This window comes from Pseudomonas sp. GW822-FHT06B12 (genome assembly GCF_058799675.1).
Map to the genome: position 1 here is coordinate 60,090 of NZ_JBXALR010000004.1, position 14,465 is coordinate 74,554.

At 60.7% G+C, this 14,465-nt stretch carries 16 protein-coding genes, 1 other RNA gene and 1 pseudogene; 8 read left to right on the plus strand and 10 right to left on the minus strand.

What is annotated here, in order from left to right; translation table 11 throughout:
• Nucleotides 1–37 precede the first annotated feature (37 nt).
• The 7 genes and pseudogenes from AC1RKH_RS10280 to AC1RKH_RS10310 all read right to left on the minus strand — a co-directional run bounded on the left by AC1RKH_RS10280 (nt 38) and on the right by AC1RKH_RS10310 (nt 7,453).
• A complete protein-coding gene (locus tag AC1RKH_RS10280) occupies nt 38–1,654 on the minus strand; it encodes an ABC transporter permease (protein WP_493062597.1) in 1,617 nt (538 codons plus the stop codon).
• 124 nt (nt 1,655–1,778) lie between these two features.
• Nucleotides 1,779–2,780, minus strand: coding sequence for an extracellular solute-binding protein (locus AC1RKH_RS10285; protein ID WP_493062598.1), 1,002 nt, complete (start codon nt 2,778–2,780; stop codon nt 1,779–1,781).
• Between the two features lie 251 nt (nt 2,781–3,031).
• Nucleotides 3,032–4,249, minus strand: a complete 1,218-nt coding sequence (locus AC1RKH_RS10290; RefSeq protein ID WP_493062819.1) for a 2-octaprenyl-3-methyl-6-methoxy-1,4-benzoquinol hydroxylase — start codon at nt 4,247–4,249, stop codon at nt 3,032–3,034.
• Nucleotides 4,250–4,258: 9 nt separating this feature from the next.
• Nucleotides 4,259–4,345: pseudogene (locus AC1RKH_RS10295) on the minus strand (tetrameric acyl-CoA thioesterase); the annotation flags it as partial.
• A 4-nt stretch (nt 4,346–4,349) separates the two neighbouring features.
• Nucleotides 4,350–5,537, minus strand: coding sequence for a 2-octaprenyl-6-methoxyphenyl hydroxylase (ubiH, locus tag AC1RKH_RS10300; protein ID WP_493062599.1), 1,188 nt, complete (start codon nt 5,535–5,537; stop codon nt 4,350–4,352).
• Nucleotides 5,534–6,868, minus strand: a complete 1,335-nt coding sequence (gene pepP, locus AC1RKH_RS10305) for a Xaa-Pro aminopeptidase (protein ID WP_493062600.1) — start codon at nt 6,866–6,868, stop codon at nt 5,534–5,536. Before pepP ends, ubiH begins: the two co-directional genes overlap by 4 nt.
• 27 nt (nt 6,869–6,895) lie before the next feature.
• Entirely contained in the window at nt 6,896–7,453 is a 558-nt protein-coding gene (locus AC1RKH_RS10310) for a YecA/YgfB family protein (RefSeq protein WP_493062601.1), read from the minus strand.
• Nucleotides 7,454–7,576: 123 nt separating this feature from the next.
• Here AC1RKH_RS10310 and AC1RKH_RS10315 point away from each other — a divergent pair, with 123 nt between their 5' ends.
• The 4 genes from AC1RKH_RS10315 to AC1RKH_RS10330 all read left to right on the plus strand — a co-directional run bounded on the left by AC1RKH_RS10315 (nt 7,577) and on the right by AC1RKH_RS10330 (nt 9,002).
• Nucleotides 7,577–7,786, plus strand: a complete 210-nt coding sequence (locus AC1RKH_RS10315) for a TIGR02449 family protein (protein WP_123426250.1) — start codon at nt 7,577–7,579, stop codon at nt 7,784–7,786.
• The gene (locus AC1RKH_RS10320) at nt 7,783–8,100 is read left to right on the plus strand and encodes a cell division protein ZapA (RefSeq protein ID WP_019694181.1); all 318 of its coding nucleotides are present in this window, start codon (nt 7,783–7,785) and stop codon (nt 8,098–8,100) included. Before AC1RKH_RS10315 ends, AC1RKH_RS10320 begins: the two co-directional genes overlap by 4 nt.
• Before the next feature lie 30 nt (nt 8,101–8,130).
• Nucleotides 8,131–8,309, plus strand: a non-coding RNA gene (gene ssrS, locus AC1RKH_RS10325) — 6S RNA.
• Between the two features lie 87 nt (nt 8,310–8,396).
• The gene (locus AC1RKH_RS10330; RefSeq protein WP_493062820.1) at nt 8,397–9,002 is read left to right on the plus strand and encodes a 5-formyltetrahydrofolate cyclo-ligase; all 606 of its coding nucleotides are present in this window, start codon (nt 8,397–8,399) and stop codon (nt 9,000–9,002) included.
• A gap of 42 nt (nt 9,003–9,044) precedes the next feature.
• On the opposite strand, the gene AC1RKH_RS10335 is transcribed toward AC1RKH_RS10330, so the two are convergent.
• Entirely contained in the window at nt 9,045–9,203 is a 159-nt protein-coding gene (locus AC1RKH_RS10335) for a hypothetical protein (protein ID WP_178098566.1), read from the minus strand.
• 196 nt (nt 9,204–9,399) lie between these two features.
• Between AC1RKH_RS10335 and AC1RKH_RS10340 the strand changes: the two genes are divergently transcribed.
• Nucleotides 9,400–9,852: an EVE domain-containing protein gene (locus AC1RKH_RS10340; RefSeq protein WP_493062602.1), complete on the plus strand. Its 453-nt coding sequence runs from the start codon at nt 9,400–9,402 to the stop codon at nt 9,850–9,852.
• Nucleotides 9,853–9,995: 143 nt separating this feature from the next.
• Here AC1RKH_RS10340 and AC1RKH_RS10345 read toward each other — a convergent pair whose 3' ends face one another.
• Nucleotides 9,996–10,412: a flagellar basal body-associated protein FliL gene (locus tag AC1RKH_RS10345; protein WP_493062603.1), complete on the minus strand. Its 417-nt coding sequence runs from the start codon at nt 10,410–10,412 to the stop codon at nt 9,996–9,998.
• 151 nt (nt 10,413–10,563) lie between these two features.
• Between AC1RKH_RS10345 and AC1RKH_RS10350 the strand changes: the two genes are divergently transcribed.
• The 3 genes from AC1RKH_RS10350 to glpT all read left to right on the plus strand — a co-directional run bounded on the left by AC1RKH_RS10350 (nt 10,564) and on the right by glpT (nt 13,779).
• The gene (locus AC1RKH_RS10350) at nt 10,564–11,541 is read left to right on the plus strand and encodes an NADPH:quinone oxidoreductase family protein (RefSeq protein ID WP_493062604.1); all 978 of its coding nucleotides are present in this window, start codon (nt 10,564–10,566) and stop codon (nt 11,539–11,541) included.
• Between the two features lie 51 nt (nt 11,542–11,592).
• Entirely contained in the window at nt 11,593–12,207 is a 615-nt protein-coding gene (locus AC1RKH_RS10355) for a flagellar basal body-associated protein FliL (protein ID WP_493062605.1), read from the plus strand.
• Between the two features lie 222 nt (nt 12,208–12,429).
• Nucleotides 12,430–13,779 carry a glycerol-3-phosphate transporter gene (glpT, locus tag AC1RKH_RS10360; protein WP_054594577.1) on the plus strand — a complete coding sequence of 450 codons (1,350 nt, stop codon included), beginning with the start codon at nt 12,430–12,432 and terminating at the stop codon, nt 13,777–13,779.
• Here the strand turns inward: glpT and AC1RKH_RS10365 are convergent.
• A complete protein-coding gene (locus AC1RKH_RS10365) occupies nt 13,776–14,414 on the minus strand; it encodes a gamma-glutamylcyclotransferase (RefSeq protein ID WP_123426244.1) in 639 nt (212 codons plus the stop codon). The two genes, glpT and AC1RKH_RS10365, sit on opposite strands and share 4 nt — an antisense overlap.
• Between the last annotated feature and the right edge of the window lie 51 nt (nt 14,415–14,465).

Genomic DNA, 14,465 nt, shown 5'->3' on the forward strand with positions numbered 1-14,465 from the left:
TGCCGCGCATTGTAGCCGCAAGGTGTAGGACTGACACCTAGCCGTTTCGATGTGCCGAACGTCTGATCAAGCCAATGACCGGCAACAGGCCCACCAGTATCAGCGTCAGCGCCGGCAATGACGCCCGCGCCCACTCGCCTTCGCTGGTCATTTCGAAGATCCGCACCGCCAGCGTGTCCCAGCCAAACGGGCGCATCAGCAAGGTCGCGGGCATTTCCTTGAGCACATCGACGAACACCAATAACGCCGCGCTCAACGTGCCGGGAAGCAACAGCGGCAGATACACTTTGAAAAACAGTCGTGGCCCACTGACACCCAAACAGCGTGCAGCTTCCGGCAACGACGGACGGATCCGCGCCAGACTGCTTTCCAACGGCCCGTAGGCCACCGCGATAAAGCGCACCAGATACGCCAGCAATAACGCCGACAGGCTGCCCAACAGCAACGGTTTGCCTGCACCACCGAGCCAGCCCGACAGCGGCACCACCAGTTCGCGGTCCAGATAACTGAACGCCAGCATGATCGATACCGCCAGCACCGAGCCCGGCAAGGCGTAGCCGATATTGGCCAGGCTGACCCCGGAGCGAATCGCCCGCGTCGGCGCCAGGCGCCGGGCAAACGCCAATAGCAACGCGACGCTGACGGTGATCAGCGCGGCCATGGCGCCCAGGTACAACGTATGCGTGATTAGCCCGGCGTAACGCTCATCCAGATCGAAGCGCCCACGCTGCCAGAACCACGCCACCAGTTGCAGCAAGGGAATGACAAACGCGCAGGCAAACACCAGCCCGCACCAACCGGTGGCCGCCACGGCCTTGAACCCGCGCAGGTGATAGAGCGCCTTGCCCCTGGGACGTTCGTTACTCGCCCGGCTGGCGCCGCGCGCACGGCGTTCGCCGTAAAGCAGCAACATCACCACCAGCAGTAACAGGCTGGCCAGTTGTGCGGCGCTCGACAGGCTGAAGAAGCCGTACCAGGTCTTGTAGATCGCCGTGGTGAAAGTGTCGAAATTGAACACCGATACCGCACCGAAATCCGCCAGCGTCTCCATCAACGCCAAGGCCACTCCGGCACCTATCGCCGGCCGCGCCATCGGCAACGCCACGCGCCAGAATGCTTGCCACGGCGATTGGCCGAGCACTCGCGCAGCCTCCATCAGACCTTTGCCCTGAGCCAGAAATGCGCTGCGCGCCAGCAGGTAGACGTAGGGATAAAACACCAGCACCAACACCAGAATCACCCCACCGGTGGAGCGCACACGCGGCAGCCGCAAACCGCTGCCGAACCCTTCACGCAGCAGGGTTTGCACGGGGCCTGAGAAATCCAGCAGCCCAACAAAAACGAACGCCAGCACATAGGCCGGGATCGCAAACGGCAGCATCAGCGCCCAGTCCAGCCAGCGTCGCCCGGGGAACTCGCAGAGGCTGGTCAGCCACGCCAGGCTCACGCCCAACAGCGTGACGCCTACTCCGACGCCGAGGATCAGCGTCAGGGTGTTGCCCAGCAGGCGCGGCATCTGGGTGTCCCACAGGTGCGACCAGATCTGCAGATCGACGGTTTGCCACGACAGCAGCAACACGCTCAGTGGCAACAGCACCAGAGCGGCAACGACGAAAACCAGCGGATACCAACGGCGTTGGGCGGGATGGGCCAAGGAAAAGCTCTCTGGGGGGAATCACGCAAAAAGATCGCAGCCTGCGGCAGCTGCTACGCGGGGTTGGTGTTCCCCTGTAGGAGCTGCCGCAGGCTGCGATCTTTTGATCTTTAGTGCTTCGGACTCAGTTCCAGCCCGCGCGGTCCATCAGGCGAATGGCTTCAGCCTGGCGCAGGCCAGCGACTTCAACCGGCAGGGTGTCCGGGATGAACTTGCCCCAGGCCTCGACTTCAGCGGACGGTTTCACCGTCGGGTTGGCCGGGAATTCCTGGTTGACGTCGGCGAAGATTTTTTGCGCTTCAGGCGTGGTCATCCATTCCACCAAAGCCTTGGCGGCTTCCGGGTGCGGCGCGTATTTGGTCAGGCCAATCCCCGACAGGTTCACGTGTACGCCACGGTCAGCCTGGTTCGGCCAGAACAGTTTGACCGGCAGGTCCGGCTTCTGCTGGTGCAGACGGCCATAGTAGTAAGTGTTGACGATACCGACGTCGCACTGCCCGGCGCTGATCGCTTGCAGTACGGCGATGTCGTCGGAGAACACGTCAGTGGACAGGTTGCGAACCCAACCCTTGATGATTTCTTCGGTTTTTTCCGCGCCATGGGTTTCGATCAGGGTCGCGGTCAGCGATTGGTTGTAGACCTTCTTCGCGGTACGCAGGCACAGACGACCTTCCCACTGCTTGTCAGCCAGTGCTTCGTAGGTGGTCAGGTCCGAGGGTTTTACCCGGTCGGTGGAATAGGCGATGGTCCGCGCCCGCAGGCTCAGACCGGTCCAGGCGTGAGAAGCGGCGCGGTATTGCAATGGAATGTTGGTATCGATCACTTTCGAGGTGAACGGCTGCAGGATGCCCATTTGCTCGGCCTGCCAGAGGTTGCCGGCATCGACGGTGAGCAGCAGGTCAGCGGTGGCGTTCTCGCCTTCGGCCTTGATGCGCTGCATCAGCGGTGCTTCCTTGTCGGTGATGAACTTCACCTTTACGCCGGTTTTTTGGGTGTAGGCATCGAAGACCGGTTTGATCAGTTCGTCGATACGCGAGGAGTAGACCACCACCTCGTCAGCGGCCTGAGCGGTGGTGCCAATCAGGGTCAGGGCGAGGGCTGTCAGTAGACGCTTCGGTGCCGACATGGGAGCGGTCTCTCGAAATCAAAAATGAGTCGAAATGATAAGGACTCACATTTAGCTTCTCAACCGATCCCGCCGTGGAGGAGTTACCGGATGTTGCACCACTGGGGATTGATGGTGAATGTGCCGCCGTCATCGCGAGCATGCTCGCTCCCACAGGGAATATTCTTGAAGCGCACATTCGTGTGAACAAAGAAGATCAAGTGTGGGAGCGAGCTTGCTCGCGATGAGGGCATCAGCTCCGACGCAAAATGTCAGGCCTTGGCGAGCTCCGGCAGATCCCCGATCAATCCAAGCGCTTCACGCACGAACAGCGCCTTGGCTTCGGGCATCTGGTCGACCATTTTCAATCCGGTGTTGCGCAACCAGCGCAGCGGCAAAGGGTCAGCCTGGAACAAGCGCTCAAAGCCTTCCATCGCCGCCATCAGCGCCAGGTTGTGGGGCATGCGTCGGCGCTCGTAGCGGCTGAGGACTTTCACATCCGCCAGGCGCTCGCCACGGCTGGCCGCGTGCAACAGCACTTCAGCCAGCACCGCGGCATCGAGGAAGCCAAGGTTGACGCCCTGCCCGGCCAACGGGTGAATGGTGTGAGCGGCGTCGCCGATCAGCGCCAGGCCTTCAGCCACATAGCGCTTGGCATGGCGCTGACGCAACGGCACACACAGTCGTGGGTCGGCGCTCAGCACACTGCCCAGGCGCCCTTCGAAGGCGCGCTCCAGCTCACGGCAAAAACCTTCCTCATCCAGCGCCATCAGCCGCTCGGCTTCGCTCGGGGTGGTCGACCAGACGATCGAGCACCAGTCTTGCTGGCCGTCACGTTCCAATGGCAGGAATGCCAGCGGACCATGGTCGGTGAAACGCTGCCAGGCCGTCATCTGGTGCGCCAGCGAACTGCGAACGCTGGTGACGATGGCGTGATGCAGGTAATCCCACTCGCGAGTCGCGACACCGGTGAGGCGGCGCACCGCCGAGTTGGCGCCGTCAGCCGCGATCACCAGCGGTGCACGCAGCGTGCGGCCATCGGCCAGGGTCAGCAGCCAGTCGTCGCCGGAACGGCGCATCTGCTCCAGGCGCGCATTGGCCAGCAGACCCAGGTCGCAATCATGCAGGCGATCGAGCAGCGCATCCTGCACCACCCGGTTCTCGACGATATGCCCGAGCGTCTCGGCATGGACGCTGGTGGCCGAGAAATGAATCTGCCCGGTGCCGCTGCCGTCCCAGACATGCATGTCGGTATAAGCGCTGCAGCGCCGACTGACGACGCCTTCCCACACACCCAGACGTTCCAGGATTCGCTGACTGGCGGCCGACAAGGCACTCACCCGAGGCTCGAACGCCGACTGCGCGTCGAAGGGTTTGACGCTCATGGGACTGCCGTCGAGCAGCAGGACTTCCAGCCCACTGTTCTGTAACGCCAGCGCCAACGCGCTCCCGACCATTCCGGCCCCGACAATCAGCAGATCTGCGCGCATTTCCATGCTTTAAGCCTGTCTCGCTTGCGGCTTGAGCCGCACGTAAAAAGTTTTATCGACCCGCGCCACCAAGCCGTCGTGAACATCGACCTGCAACCACTCAACCATCGGAACGTGTTCCCAACCCCATCGCTTGCCGAGCGAACCAGCGTTTGGCCGGCGGCAACAGATCGAGGCCCAATAGGCCGATGTTGCGGCCCAGCGATACCAGCGGTTGGGTACTGCCGAACAAACGGGTGACCTGATCGGAGAAACCCACGGTGAGGTTCTGGTCCAGGCGCTGGCGTTCGCGGTAAGCCTGCAAGGTGGCAAAGTCACCCGGCGTGTTCTGGCTGGCGAGCAGCGCTTCGGCCAGGGCCTGGGCGTCGCGCAGTGACAGGTTGAAGCCCTGGCCGGCAATCGGGTGCAGGCTGTGGGCAGCGTTGCCCAGTACGGCCAGATGCGGACGCACCTGCTCTTCGGCTTCGATCAACGACAACGGGTACAGATGCCGCGCACCGACCTGCTTGAGGGTGCCGAGGCGATAACCGAACACGCCCTGCAACTCGCTGAGAAAGCTGCGCTCATCGAGTGCGGCCAGACGCTGCGCGTCCATGCCCAGGCGAGTCCAGACCAGCGCGCAGCGGTTTTCCGGCAGCGGTAGCAAGGCCATCGGGCCGTCATCGGTGAAGCGCTCGAACGCCATGCCGTTGTGGTCTTCGCTGGGGGTGATGTTGGCGATCAATGCGCTCTGGTTGTATGGACGCTTTTTGACGCCGATCCCCAACTGCTCGCGCAAGCCCGAACGGCCGCCATCGGCCAGCACCGCGAGGTCGCATTCAAGGCTGGTTTCGTCGTTGAGGGTCAGGCGGTAACCGTCTTCCAGCGGCTCCATGCGCGTGACTTCGGCCGGGCAGCGCCAGCTGATCACGTCCTTGTCCAGGCCCTGCCAGAGGCATTGGCCCAGCCAGGCGTTTTCCACCACGTAACCCAGGGCCGGAACGCCCTCTTCCATGGCCGATAGCCGCGCGGTAGAGAAACGCCCACGGTCGGAGACATGAATCTGTTTGATCGGCTCGGCGCGGCGGGAGATTTCCTGCCACAGGCCCAGCCGCTGATAAATTTGCCGAGCACCAAAGGACAGCGCCGAAGAGCGCGCGTCATAGCTTGGCTGATAGGTATGGCCAGGCGCGAACGGCTCGATCAGCACGATCTTCCAGCCACGGGCACGGGCACCGGCCTGCAAGGCCAACGCCAGACTGGCGCCCACCAGACCGCCACCGATGATTGCCAGATTGACTCTGCTCATGCGGCTTCAGTCCGCGCAGCGGCCATCAAGGCCTCGATCTCGGCGACCGTTTTCGGCGCGCCGCTGGTCAGGATTTCACAGCCCTGTCTGGTTACCACCACGTCATCCTCGATACGTACGCCAATGCCGCGCCACTTCTTCGCCACGCTCATGTTGTTCGGGGCAATGTAGATGCCCGGCTCGACAGTCAACGCCATGCCGACTTCCAGCACCCGCCATTCACCGCCGACCTTGTACTCGCCGACGTCATGCACATCCATGCCCAGCCAATGGCCGGCGCGGTGCATGTAAAATGCCTTGTAGGCTTCGCTGGCGATCAACTCGTCTATGTCTCCCTGCAACAAACCGAGCTTCACCAGACCGGCCGTAATCACCTGAACCGTCGCCTCGTGCGCCTGATTCCAGTGCTTGTTGGGTGCGATCTGGGCGAACGCGGCTTCCTGCGACGCCAACACCAACTCGTAGATCGCCTTCTGTTCCGGCGAATACTTGCCGTTGACCGGCCAGGTGCGGGTGATGTCGCTGGCGTAGCAATCGATCTCGCAACCGGCGTCGATCAACACCAGATCGCCATCTTTGAGCAGCGCGTCATTCTGCTGGTAATGCAGGATGCAGCTGTTACGCCCGGCGGCAACGATCGAACCATAAGCCGGCATTTTCGCCCCGCCTTTGCGGAACTCGTAATCAAGCTCGGCTTCCAGGCTGAACTCATGCAAGCCGGCACGACTGGCCTGCATGGCGCGAATGTGGGCCTGCGCGGAAATCCGCGCGGCTTCGCGCATCACCTTCACTTCTGCCGCCGATTTATACAGGCGCATGTCGTGCAGCAGATGATCCAGCGCAACGAATTCGTTCGGCGGCTGGGCGCCCAGGTGCGCCTTGGAGCGGATCACGTTGATCCAGTCCATCAGGTGACGATCGAATTCGGGGTTGCTGCCCATGGCCGAATAGACCCGGTCACGGCCTTCGATCAGGCCCGGCAGGATGTCGTCGATGTCGGTGATCGGAAAGGCGTCGTCGGCACCGAAATCGCGGATCGCGCCTTCCTGCCCGGCACGCAGGCCATCCCACAGTTCACGTTCAGCGTTGCGTTCACGGCAGAACAGAAGGTATTCGCCATGCTCACGGCCAGGCATCAATACGATGACCGCCTGAGGCTCGGGAAAACCGCTCAGGTACTGGAAGTCGCTGTCCTGACGGTAAACGTGCTCGACGTCGCGGTTGCGAATCGCCACGGCGGCGGCCGGCAGGATTGCGATACTGTTGGGTTCCATCTGCGCCATTAGCGCCTTGCGGCGGCGGGTGTATTCCGATTTAGGGATATGAATCATGGGCAGATGGAAGTCCCTGGCAAACGATCAGTGCAGAGAAGGTTTGGCGGCCGGTGCGGCTGCTTTATTGTTCTCGGTGAACAGCAGCAATGGGGCGACCCGCAGGTACTCCATGACTTCCATGTAGTCGCTCTCACCGTCGTCGGACTCTTCCAGCGCATCCTGCACCTGGGCGATGGCGGCCAGGTCCTGCAGGACTTCGGTGGCCTCGGTGCTCAGCATGCTGCTGTCACGGCAGTTCAGGCCGAAACCGCTGAGGAAGCCCTGGCACCACTGGCCCAGTGCAACGGCACGTTCGGTGAGCGGCGCGTCGTCGCTCGGCAGCAGCAGAACGACAGTCATGTCGTCGCTGGTCAACTCGCCCTTGACCATCTCTTGCAGGCCGATCAGGGCGTTGCGGACGTTATCTTGTGGCTCACCTTCGAGCAATTCGGCGGCGTCGACCAACCAGCCGTCGACGTCAAAACCGGCACCGGCGCAACTGCGGCCGAGCAGCAGGCCGTGAAGTTCAGCAGGCGAGGCAGGATGGCCGCTGGTGCTCAGCAGGGTGGCGAAGGCGTTATACGGGGAATTCTGAATGGTCATGGGCAGCTAGGCGCCAGACGGCGCTATGTCTAGAATGAAGGCCTTGTATCCTACATCGACAGACTCGCCAAGACTATTAAAGGCTGCCAGTTACCGCCCATCAGACCAATCCCGTGGAACACTATGGAAGACAACGACCTGCAAGCGCTGATGGCCAGACTCGAGCTGCTAATTGCCCGAGTCGAGCAACTTAAGAGCCAAAACGGACTCTTATTAGCTCAGGAAAAGACCTGGCGCGAGGAACGCGCTCATCTCATTGAAAAAAACGAAATCGCCCGGCGTAAGGTCGAATCGATGATTTCGCGCCTCAAAGCCCTGGAGCAAGACTCATGAGTTCAAGCAATAGCGTTACCGTGCAGATCCTCGATAAAGAGTACTCGATCATTTGCCCCCAGGAAGAGCGCAGCAACCTGGTGAGCGCCGCCCGTTACCTGGACGGCAAAATGCGCGAGATCCGCAGCAGCGGCAAAGTCATCGGCGCCGATCGCATCGCCGTGATGGCCGCGCTGAACATCACCCACGATCTGCTGCACACACGGGAACGTCCTGATGTGCAGGCCAGTGGCTCGACCCGCGAGCAGGTGCGTGACCTGCTCGATCGCGTGGATCTGGTGCTTGCCACCGATCCGGATGTCAGCAAGGGCTGATTCCCGAAGGTGGTTGCGGTATACTCGCGCCACTCCCTGGGGTGCTTGCCAGTTGACGATGTCCCTGAGCCGATTCGCACTACCCTGGAAGTTGCACGTTGGGCCGGTGTGCATGTCCGCTAGACGGAAAGCCTTAAGGTCTACTGCATCTTCCACCTTGAACTTTCGGGTTCAAGGGCTAAGTCGACAGCGGTTCATCCGGGGAGCCTGATTCAAGCCGATGCCAGTTTTTGCTGGCATCGGCTTTTTACGAAGGCATCAATCTGCTGCCCTCGACACTCGAACAGCCCATGACGATGACCGAACCTGCGCCGCTTTCCCGCCCGCAACTTCGACGCATGCTGCGCAAGGCCCGTCGCGCACTCTCGCACTGCGAGCAACGCCAGGCCGCACGCGGGCTGTATCGGCAATTGGCGCAGCATCCGCTGTTTCGCCGCGCCAAACACATTTCCCTGTACCTGCCCACCGACGGTGAAATCGACCCGCGCCTGCTGCTGCGTGCCGCTCAACGCCGGGGCAAGGCGACCTATCTGCCGGTACTCAGTGCCTGGCCGCGGACCAAAATGGTCTTCCAGCGTATTCGCCCCGGCGAAAAGCTGCGGCCCAACCGCTTTCGCATTCTCGAACCACGGGTCAACCAGGCCAGGCAACGCAAGGTCTGGGCACTGGACCTGGTGTTGTTGCCGTTGGTCGGTTTTGACGAGCACGGTGGACGTCTGGGAATGGGCGGCGGTTTCTATGATCGCAGCCTGGCCTATCTGGCGCGCCGCAAAAACTGGCGCAAGCCGACGCTGCTGGGCCTGGCCCATGAATGTCAGAAAGTCGAAAAACTGGCTCAAGCGAGCTGGGATGTACCGATGCAGGGAACGGTGACTGACAGGAAGTGGTATTTCGCGGACTAGACCTGGACGCCACTGCCATCAGCGGCGTCGCTTGCAGCGGTTTTAGCGCTTGTGCGGCTTTAGAGGTTGTTTCTGTTGTTGCGCGACTTCGATCGGTGCATCAGTCTTGTTCGCCCACAGGCTTTGCGCATAACCCGTGGTTACGACGCCCAGGCCGAACACAATCACTAAAATCCACAGTAAATCCGGTTTGCGTTTCATCGATTGCCCCCCTCAAGGCATGTCGCACACGATGACAGCAACGTACCGAAATAGGCCGTGCTTGCCGCGTCTCGCTTAAAAGTCCGGCATTTTGCGGTAACGTGAAGCGACACGCAAACGCTGGCGTCAACCGACCGTCGGTTTGTCATAAAATTGCCGGGCACCTTTCCCGGCCACCGCTTTCGGAGCAAAAAAGATGGCCTATTGGCTTATGAAATCCGAGCCCGACGAGCTCTCGATCAAAGGCCTGGAGAAGCTCGGCAAAGCCCGCTGGGACGGCGTTCGCAACTATCAGGCACGCAACTTTCTGCGGACCATGGCGGTCGGCGACGAGTTCTTCTTTTATCACTCCAGCTGCCCCGAGCCGGGCATCGCCGGGATCGGGCGAATCATTGAAGCGGCGTATCCGGACCCGACGGCACTGGAGCCGGAGAGTGTTTATTTCGACCCGAAGGCCACGCCCGAGAAAAATGCCTGGAGCGCGATCGACGTTGGTCACGTCGAGACATTTCCCAAAGTGCTGAAGCTCGACTATCTGAAACAGCAGACCGCACTGGCAGAGATGCCGCTGGTACAGAAAGGCTCGCGATTGTCGGTGATGCCGGTGACGGCCGAGCAGTGGGCTGCGGTGTTGGTGTTGCGTTCGTGAGTAATGCGGCGACTGCACAAATGCTATCGCGAGCAAGCTCGCTCCCACAGGGGATTAGTGCCGTTCACAATACTGTGGACTGACACCGTTTCAGTGTGGGAGCGAGCTTGCTCGCGATGAGGGCCGCCCGAACAGCGAAGGACTTACTGGATGATCAGGTTGTTGAACAACAGGTCGTCAACCATCGGTTTGCCGGTTTCGTCATTCATCACTTGCTGGGTCTGCTTCAAGGCTTCCTGACGCAACTTCTCTTTCGCTTCGACGTTGTTCATGGTTTCAGTGGTTTGCTGGGCGAACAGCGCCACCAGCTGATTACGGATCAACGGCTCGTTGGCCTTCACCGCCTTGACCGCTTCGTCACCAGTTACCCGCAACGCCACATCAGCCTTGTAGACCTTGAGCTTCGGGGTACCATCCAGCCCGTAGTTACCCACGAACGGTGGGGTCAGGCTGATATAGCTGACTTTCGGCGCTTCGCCTTCTTTGGCTTCTTTGGCTTCTTCGGCCATCGCTGCCACAGGCAGAGACAGGGCCAGCATCAACATGATCCACGCTTTCACAATTCGCTCCTAATCCGGTTTGCGGCCTAGCATAGCGACCCGCAGCCCAAGCACAAAGCTTATGGCTGACTATCAGGGTCGGGCATGCTCGTTGACCCGTTGACTCACACACCTACACTTATCGGCCATCACTCCCAAAGGAATAGCCCTGATGAAAGCCGTGCTGTGCAAAGCCTTCGGCCCTGCCGAATCGCTGGTGCTGGAAGAAGTCGCCAGTCCTGTCGCCAAGAAGAACGAAATCCTGCTGGACGTGCATGCGGCCGGGGTGAACTTCCCGGACACGCTGATCATCGAGGGCAAATACCAGTTCAAGCCACCCTTCCCGTTTTCGCCCGGCGGTGAAGCCGCTGGCGTGGTGAGCGCGGTGGGCGAAAAAGTCAGCCACCTCAAGGTCGGTGACCGGGTCATGGCACTGACCGGCTGGGGCAGCTTCGCCGAGCAAGTCGCGGTGCCGGGCTACAACGTGCTGCCCATCCCGCCGTCCATGGACTTCAACACCGCCGCCGCTTTCAGCATGACCTATGGCACCTCGATGCACGCGCTGAAACAGCGCGGCAACCTGCAACCGGGGGAGACCCTGCTGGTGCTCGGCGCTTCGGGTGGTGTAGGCCTGGCTGCCGTGGAAATCGGTAAAGCCATGGGCGCCCGGGTCATTGCCGCCGCCAGCAGCACCGAGAAACTCGCGGTGGCCAAGGTTGCCGGCGCCGACGAGCTGATCAATTACAGCGAAGCCAACCTCAAGGACGAAATCAAACGCCTGACCGACGGCAACGGTGCCGACGTGATCTACGACCCGGTGGGTGGCGACCTGTTCGACCAGGCGATCCGCGCCATCGCCTGGAACGGTCGCCTGCTGGTAGTCGGTTTCGCCAGCGGACGCATCCCGGAACTGCCAGTAAACCTCGCCCTGCTCAAAGGCGCAGCAGTCGTTGGCGTGTTCTGGGGCTCCTTCGCCCAGCGCCAGCCGCAAGACAACGCCGCAAATTTCCAGCAACTGTTTGACTGGTTCGCCGAAGGCAAGCTCAAGCCTTTGGTGTCGCAGGTGTATCCGCTGGCTCAGGCCGCCAACGCCATCAATGATCTGGGCCAGCGCAAGGCCGTTGGAAAGGTGGTGGTGCAGGTACGGTGAACAAGACTCCCTGCTACGCTTCGAGTCTGTTTACCCATCACAGGACGGAGGATGAGCATGATGCTGCGCAAATTGTTATTGGGGATGGCGGTCTTGCCTGCACTGGTGATTTCAGCGCAGACACCGGCAAATCAGAGTGACAAGGCCGCTCAGGGCCTGAAAAATGTCACGGTGCTGATCGTCCGGCACGCGGAAAAGCCCGATCAGGGCACAGGATTGAGCCCGCGTGGCGAGCAGCGCGCTGAGGCTTATGCGCACTATTTCGACCCGCTGCAGCTGGGCGGCAAGAATCTGGTACCGCAACGACTGATCGCCACCAGCGACAGCAAGTCCAGCGCACGACCACGGCTGACTCTGACACCGCTGTCGCAGCGTCTGCACATTCCGATCGAGCAACCCTATGCCGATGAAGAAGTCGACAAACTGGTCAAATCGCTGGGCAAGAAGAACCAGGCCCCGGTCGTATTGATCGCCTGGCATCACGGGCATATCGACAATTTGATCGAAGCGTTCGGTGGCGATGGCCAAGCGTTGACCGGGCAGAAATCCTGGCCAGAAGACGTCTTTGACTGGCTGATCGTGTTGCGCTTCGATGACCAGGGGAATTTGGTCGAATCCCATAGCCAGAAGGTCCAGGAACATCTGTTGCCCGGAGATGGCAGCTGATTCTCCGGATCCCCTTCCTTGCGCCAGATCTACCCCGATCTGGTGCACAAGACGCCCCATGCTCCGCCCCTCCCATTTCTTCCAGCTGAGCGACATGTTCATAAAGGAACATGCGCTTTCGTTCACTTCTCTCAATTTCCTTGACGACAAGCGGTGCTTTTTTCGGTAACGAAACTGTAACATTCGCATCCGCAGTCAAAACAAGAAATTTGGAGCTCTTGAATGTTTGCTTTCTTTCGTCCTGCCGCACATCAGGCTCCATTGCCTGAAGAACACGTAGACAGCACTTACCGGCGCTTGCGCTGGCAAATCTTCGCCGGGATTTTCTTTGGCTACGCGGGTTATTACCTGCTGCGCAAAAACTTCTCCCTGGCCATGCCGTACCTGATCGACGAAGGCTACACCCGTGGCCAGTTGGGCCTGGCGATGTCGGCGATCGCGATCGCCTACGGCTTGTCGAAGTTTTTGATGGGGCTGGTGTCCGACCGCTCCAACCCGCGTTATTTCCTGCCCTTTGGCTTGCTGGTATCGGCCGGGGTCATGTTCATTTTCGGTTTCGCACCCTGGGCAACGTCCAGCGTGACCATGATGTTCATCCTGCTGTTCATCAACGGCTGGGCCCAGGGCATGGGCTGGCCGCCGAGTGGCCGGACCATGGTGCACTGGTGGTCGCAGAAGGAACGCGGTGGCGTGGTGTCGGTCTGGAACGTCGCGCATAACGTCGGCGGCGGCCTGATTGGCCCGCTGTTCCTGCTCGGCATGGGCCTGTTCAACGACTGGCACGCGGCGTTCTACGTCCCGGCAGCCGTGGCCTTGCTGGTGGCAGTGTTCGCCTTCATGGTGATGCGCGATACCCCGCAATCGGTGGGCCTACCGCCCATCGAGAAGTACAAGAACGATTACCCGGAAGGCTACGACGCCAGCCACGAAGACGAATTCAGCGCCAAGGAAATCTTCGTCAAGTACGTGCTGCGCAACAAAATGCTCTGGTACATCGCCATGGCCAACGTCTTTGTCTACCTGCTGCGCTACGGCGTGCTGGACTGGGCGCCGACCTACCTGAAGGAAGCCAAGCACTTCGACGTGGATAAAACCTCGTGGGCGTACTTTTTCTACGAGTGGGCCGGTATCCCGGGCACGCTGCTGTGCGGCTGGATGTCAGACAAGATCTTCCGTGGCAACCGTGGCCTGACCGGCATGGTGTTCATGGCATTGGTCACCGTGGCGACCCTGGTTTACTGGCTGAACCCAGCCGGCAACCCGACCATCGACATGATCGCGCTGTTCTCTATCGGCTTCCTGATCTATGGCCCGGTGATGCTGATCGGTCTGCAAGCGCTGGAGCTGGCGCCGAAGAAAGCCGCCGGCACCGCTGCGGGTTTCACCGGTTTGTTCGGTTATCTGGGCGGGTCGGTCGCGGCCAGTGCAGCGATGGGCTACACCGTGGACCACTTCGGCTGGGATGGCGGTTTCGTGTTGTTGGTCGGTGCGTGTCTGTTGGCGATGGCCTGCCTGGCACCGACCTTGTGGCACAAGCAAGTCGCCAGTCAGGGTCGTGAAGCACTCGCTTAAGCCTTGCAGCGCTTGAGCCGCGCCTCCAGATTCCGGTCTGGCATGGCGTGGCTACGCAGGGCGTGTGCAGTCTGCTCGACATAATCGCGAGTGGTACCGTAACGCCCGCAAGCGCTTTCGAACACCTGGCTCAGCACATGGTCCGGCAAGTTGCCGGCATAGCTGGGCAGGTGCCGCTCCAAAACAAACCCCAATGCCTGAACCTTGCTTCCGTCTTCCAGCCGGCAATTGAGCCAGTGCGGGCGATAAGACGGCACCGGCATTTCGCGCTGCCAAAGTGCGTACAGCGATGCTTCCAATTGCTCCTCGGGCAACCGATAGGCAAAGCCGCTGCAAGAGCCTCCGCGATCCAGCCCAAACACCAGCCCCGGCATTTCCGGCGTACCGCGGTGTTCGTGGGACCACAGGTACAAGCCTCGATGGTAACCATGCACGCGCCCGCGCACCCGCTCGACGGCTGTGCATTCCGGGCGCCAGATCAATGAGCCATAAGCGAATAACCAGACTGGCCCCCCCTTGTGCCGAGCCATGGTGGACTGCATCGAGCTGAGCAATTGTTCGTGAGTCAGCTGCGCGCCCAGATCGAGCCGCGGAGGGTAAGCCAGATTCAAACAAGCAGATTCAATGGCGGTCATGGCAAAGGGTGTTCAGTCCCACAAGTATTACAAGATGTAAGCAAGATTAAC

Coding starts and splice junctions, on each gene's coding strand:
- AC1RKH_RS10285 (WP_493062598.1), bottom strand. CDS start 2,780: ATGTCGGCACCGAAGCGTCTACTGACAGCCCTCGCCCTGACCCTGATT.
- AC1RKH_RS10290 (WP_493062819.1), bottom strand. CDS start 4,249: ATGCGCGCAGATCTGCTGATTGTCGGGGCCGGAATGGTCGGGAGCGCG.
- ubiH (WP_493062599.1), bottom strand. CDS start 5,537: ATGAGCAGAGTCAATCTGGCAATCATCGGTGGCGGTCTGGTGGGCGCC.
- pepP (WP_493062600.1), bottom strand. CDS start 6,868: ATGATTCATATCCCTAAATCGGAATACACCCGCCGCCGCAAGGCGCTA.
- AC1RKH_RS10310 (WP_493062601.1), bottom strand. CDS start 7,453: ATGACCATTCAGAATTCCCCGTATAACGCCTTCGCCACCCTGCTGAGC.
- AC1RKH_RS10315 (WP_123426250.1), top strand. CDS start 7,577: ATGGAAGACAACGACCTGCAAGCGCTGATGGCCAGACTCGAGCTGCTA.
- AC1RKH_RS10320 (WP_019694181.1), top strand. CDS start 7,783: ATGAGTTCAAGCAATAGCGTTACCGTGCAGATCCTCGATAAAGAGTAC.
- AC1RKH_RS10330 (WP_493062820.1), top strand. CDS start 8,397: ATGACCGAACCTGCGCCGCTTTCCCGCCCGCAACTTCGACGCATGCTG.
- AC1RKH_RS10335 (WP_178098566.1), bottom strand. CDS start 9,203: ATGAAACGCAAACCGGATTTACTGTGGATTTTAGTGATTGTGTTCGGC.
- AC1RKH_RS10340 (WP_493062602.1), top strand. CDS start 9,400: ATGGCCTATTGGCTTATGAAATCCGAGCCCGACGAGCTCTCGATCAAA.
- AC1RKH_RS10350 (WP_493062604.1), top strand. CDS start 10,564: ATGAAAGCCGTGCTGTGCAAAGCCTTCGGCCCTGCCGAATCGCTGGTG.
- AC1RKH_RS10355 (WP_493062605.1), top strand. CDS start 11,593: ATGAGCATGATGCTGCGCAAATTGTTATTGGGGATGGCGGTCTTGCCT.
- glpT (WP_054594577.1), top strand. CDS start 12,430: ATGTTTGCTTTCTTTCGTCCTGCCGCACATCAGGCTCCATTGCCTGAA.
- AC1RKH_RS10365 (WP_123426244.1), bottom strand. CDS start 14,414: ATGACCGCCATTGAATCTGCTTGTTTGAATCTGGCTTACCCTCCGCGG.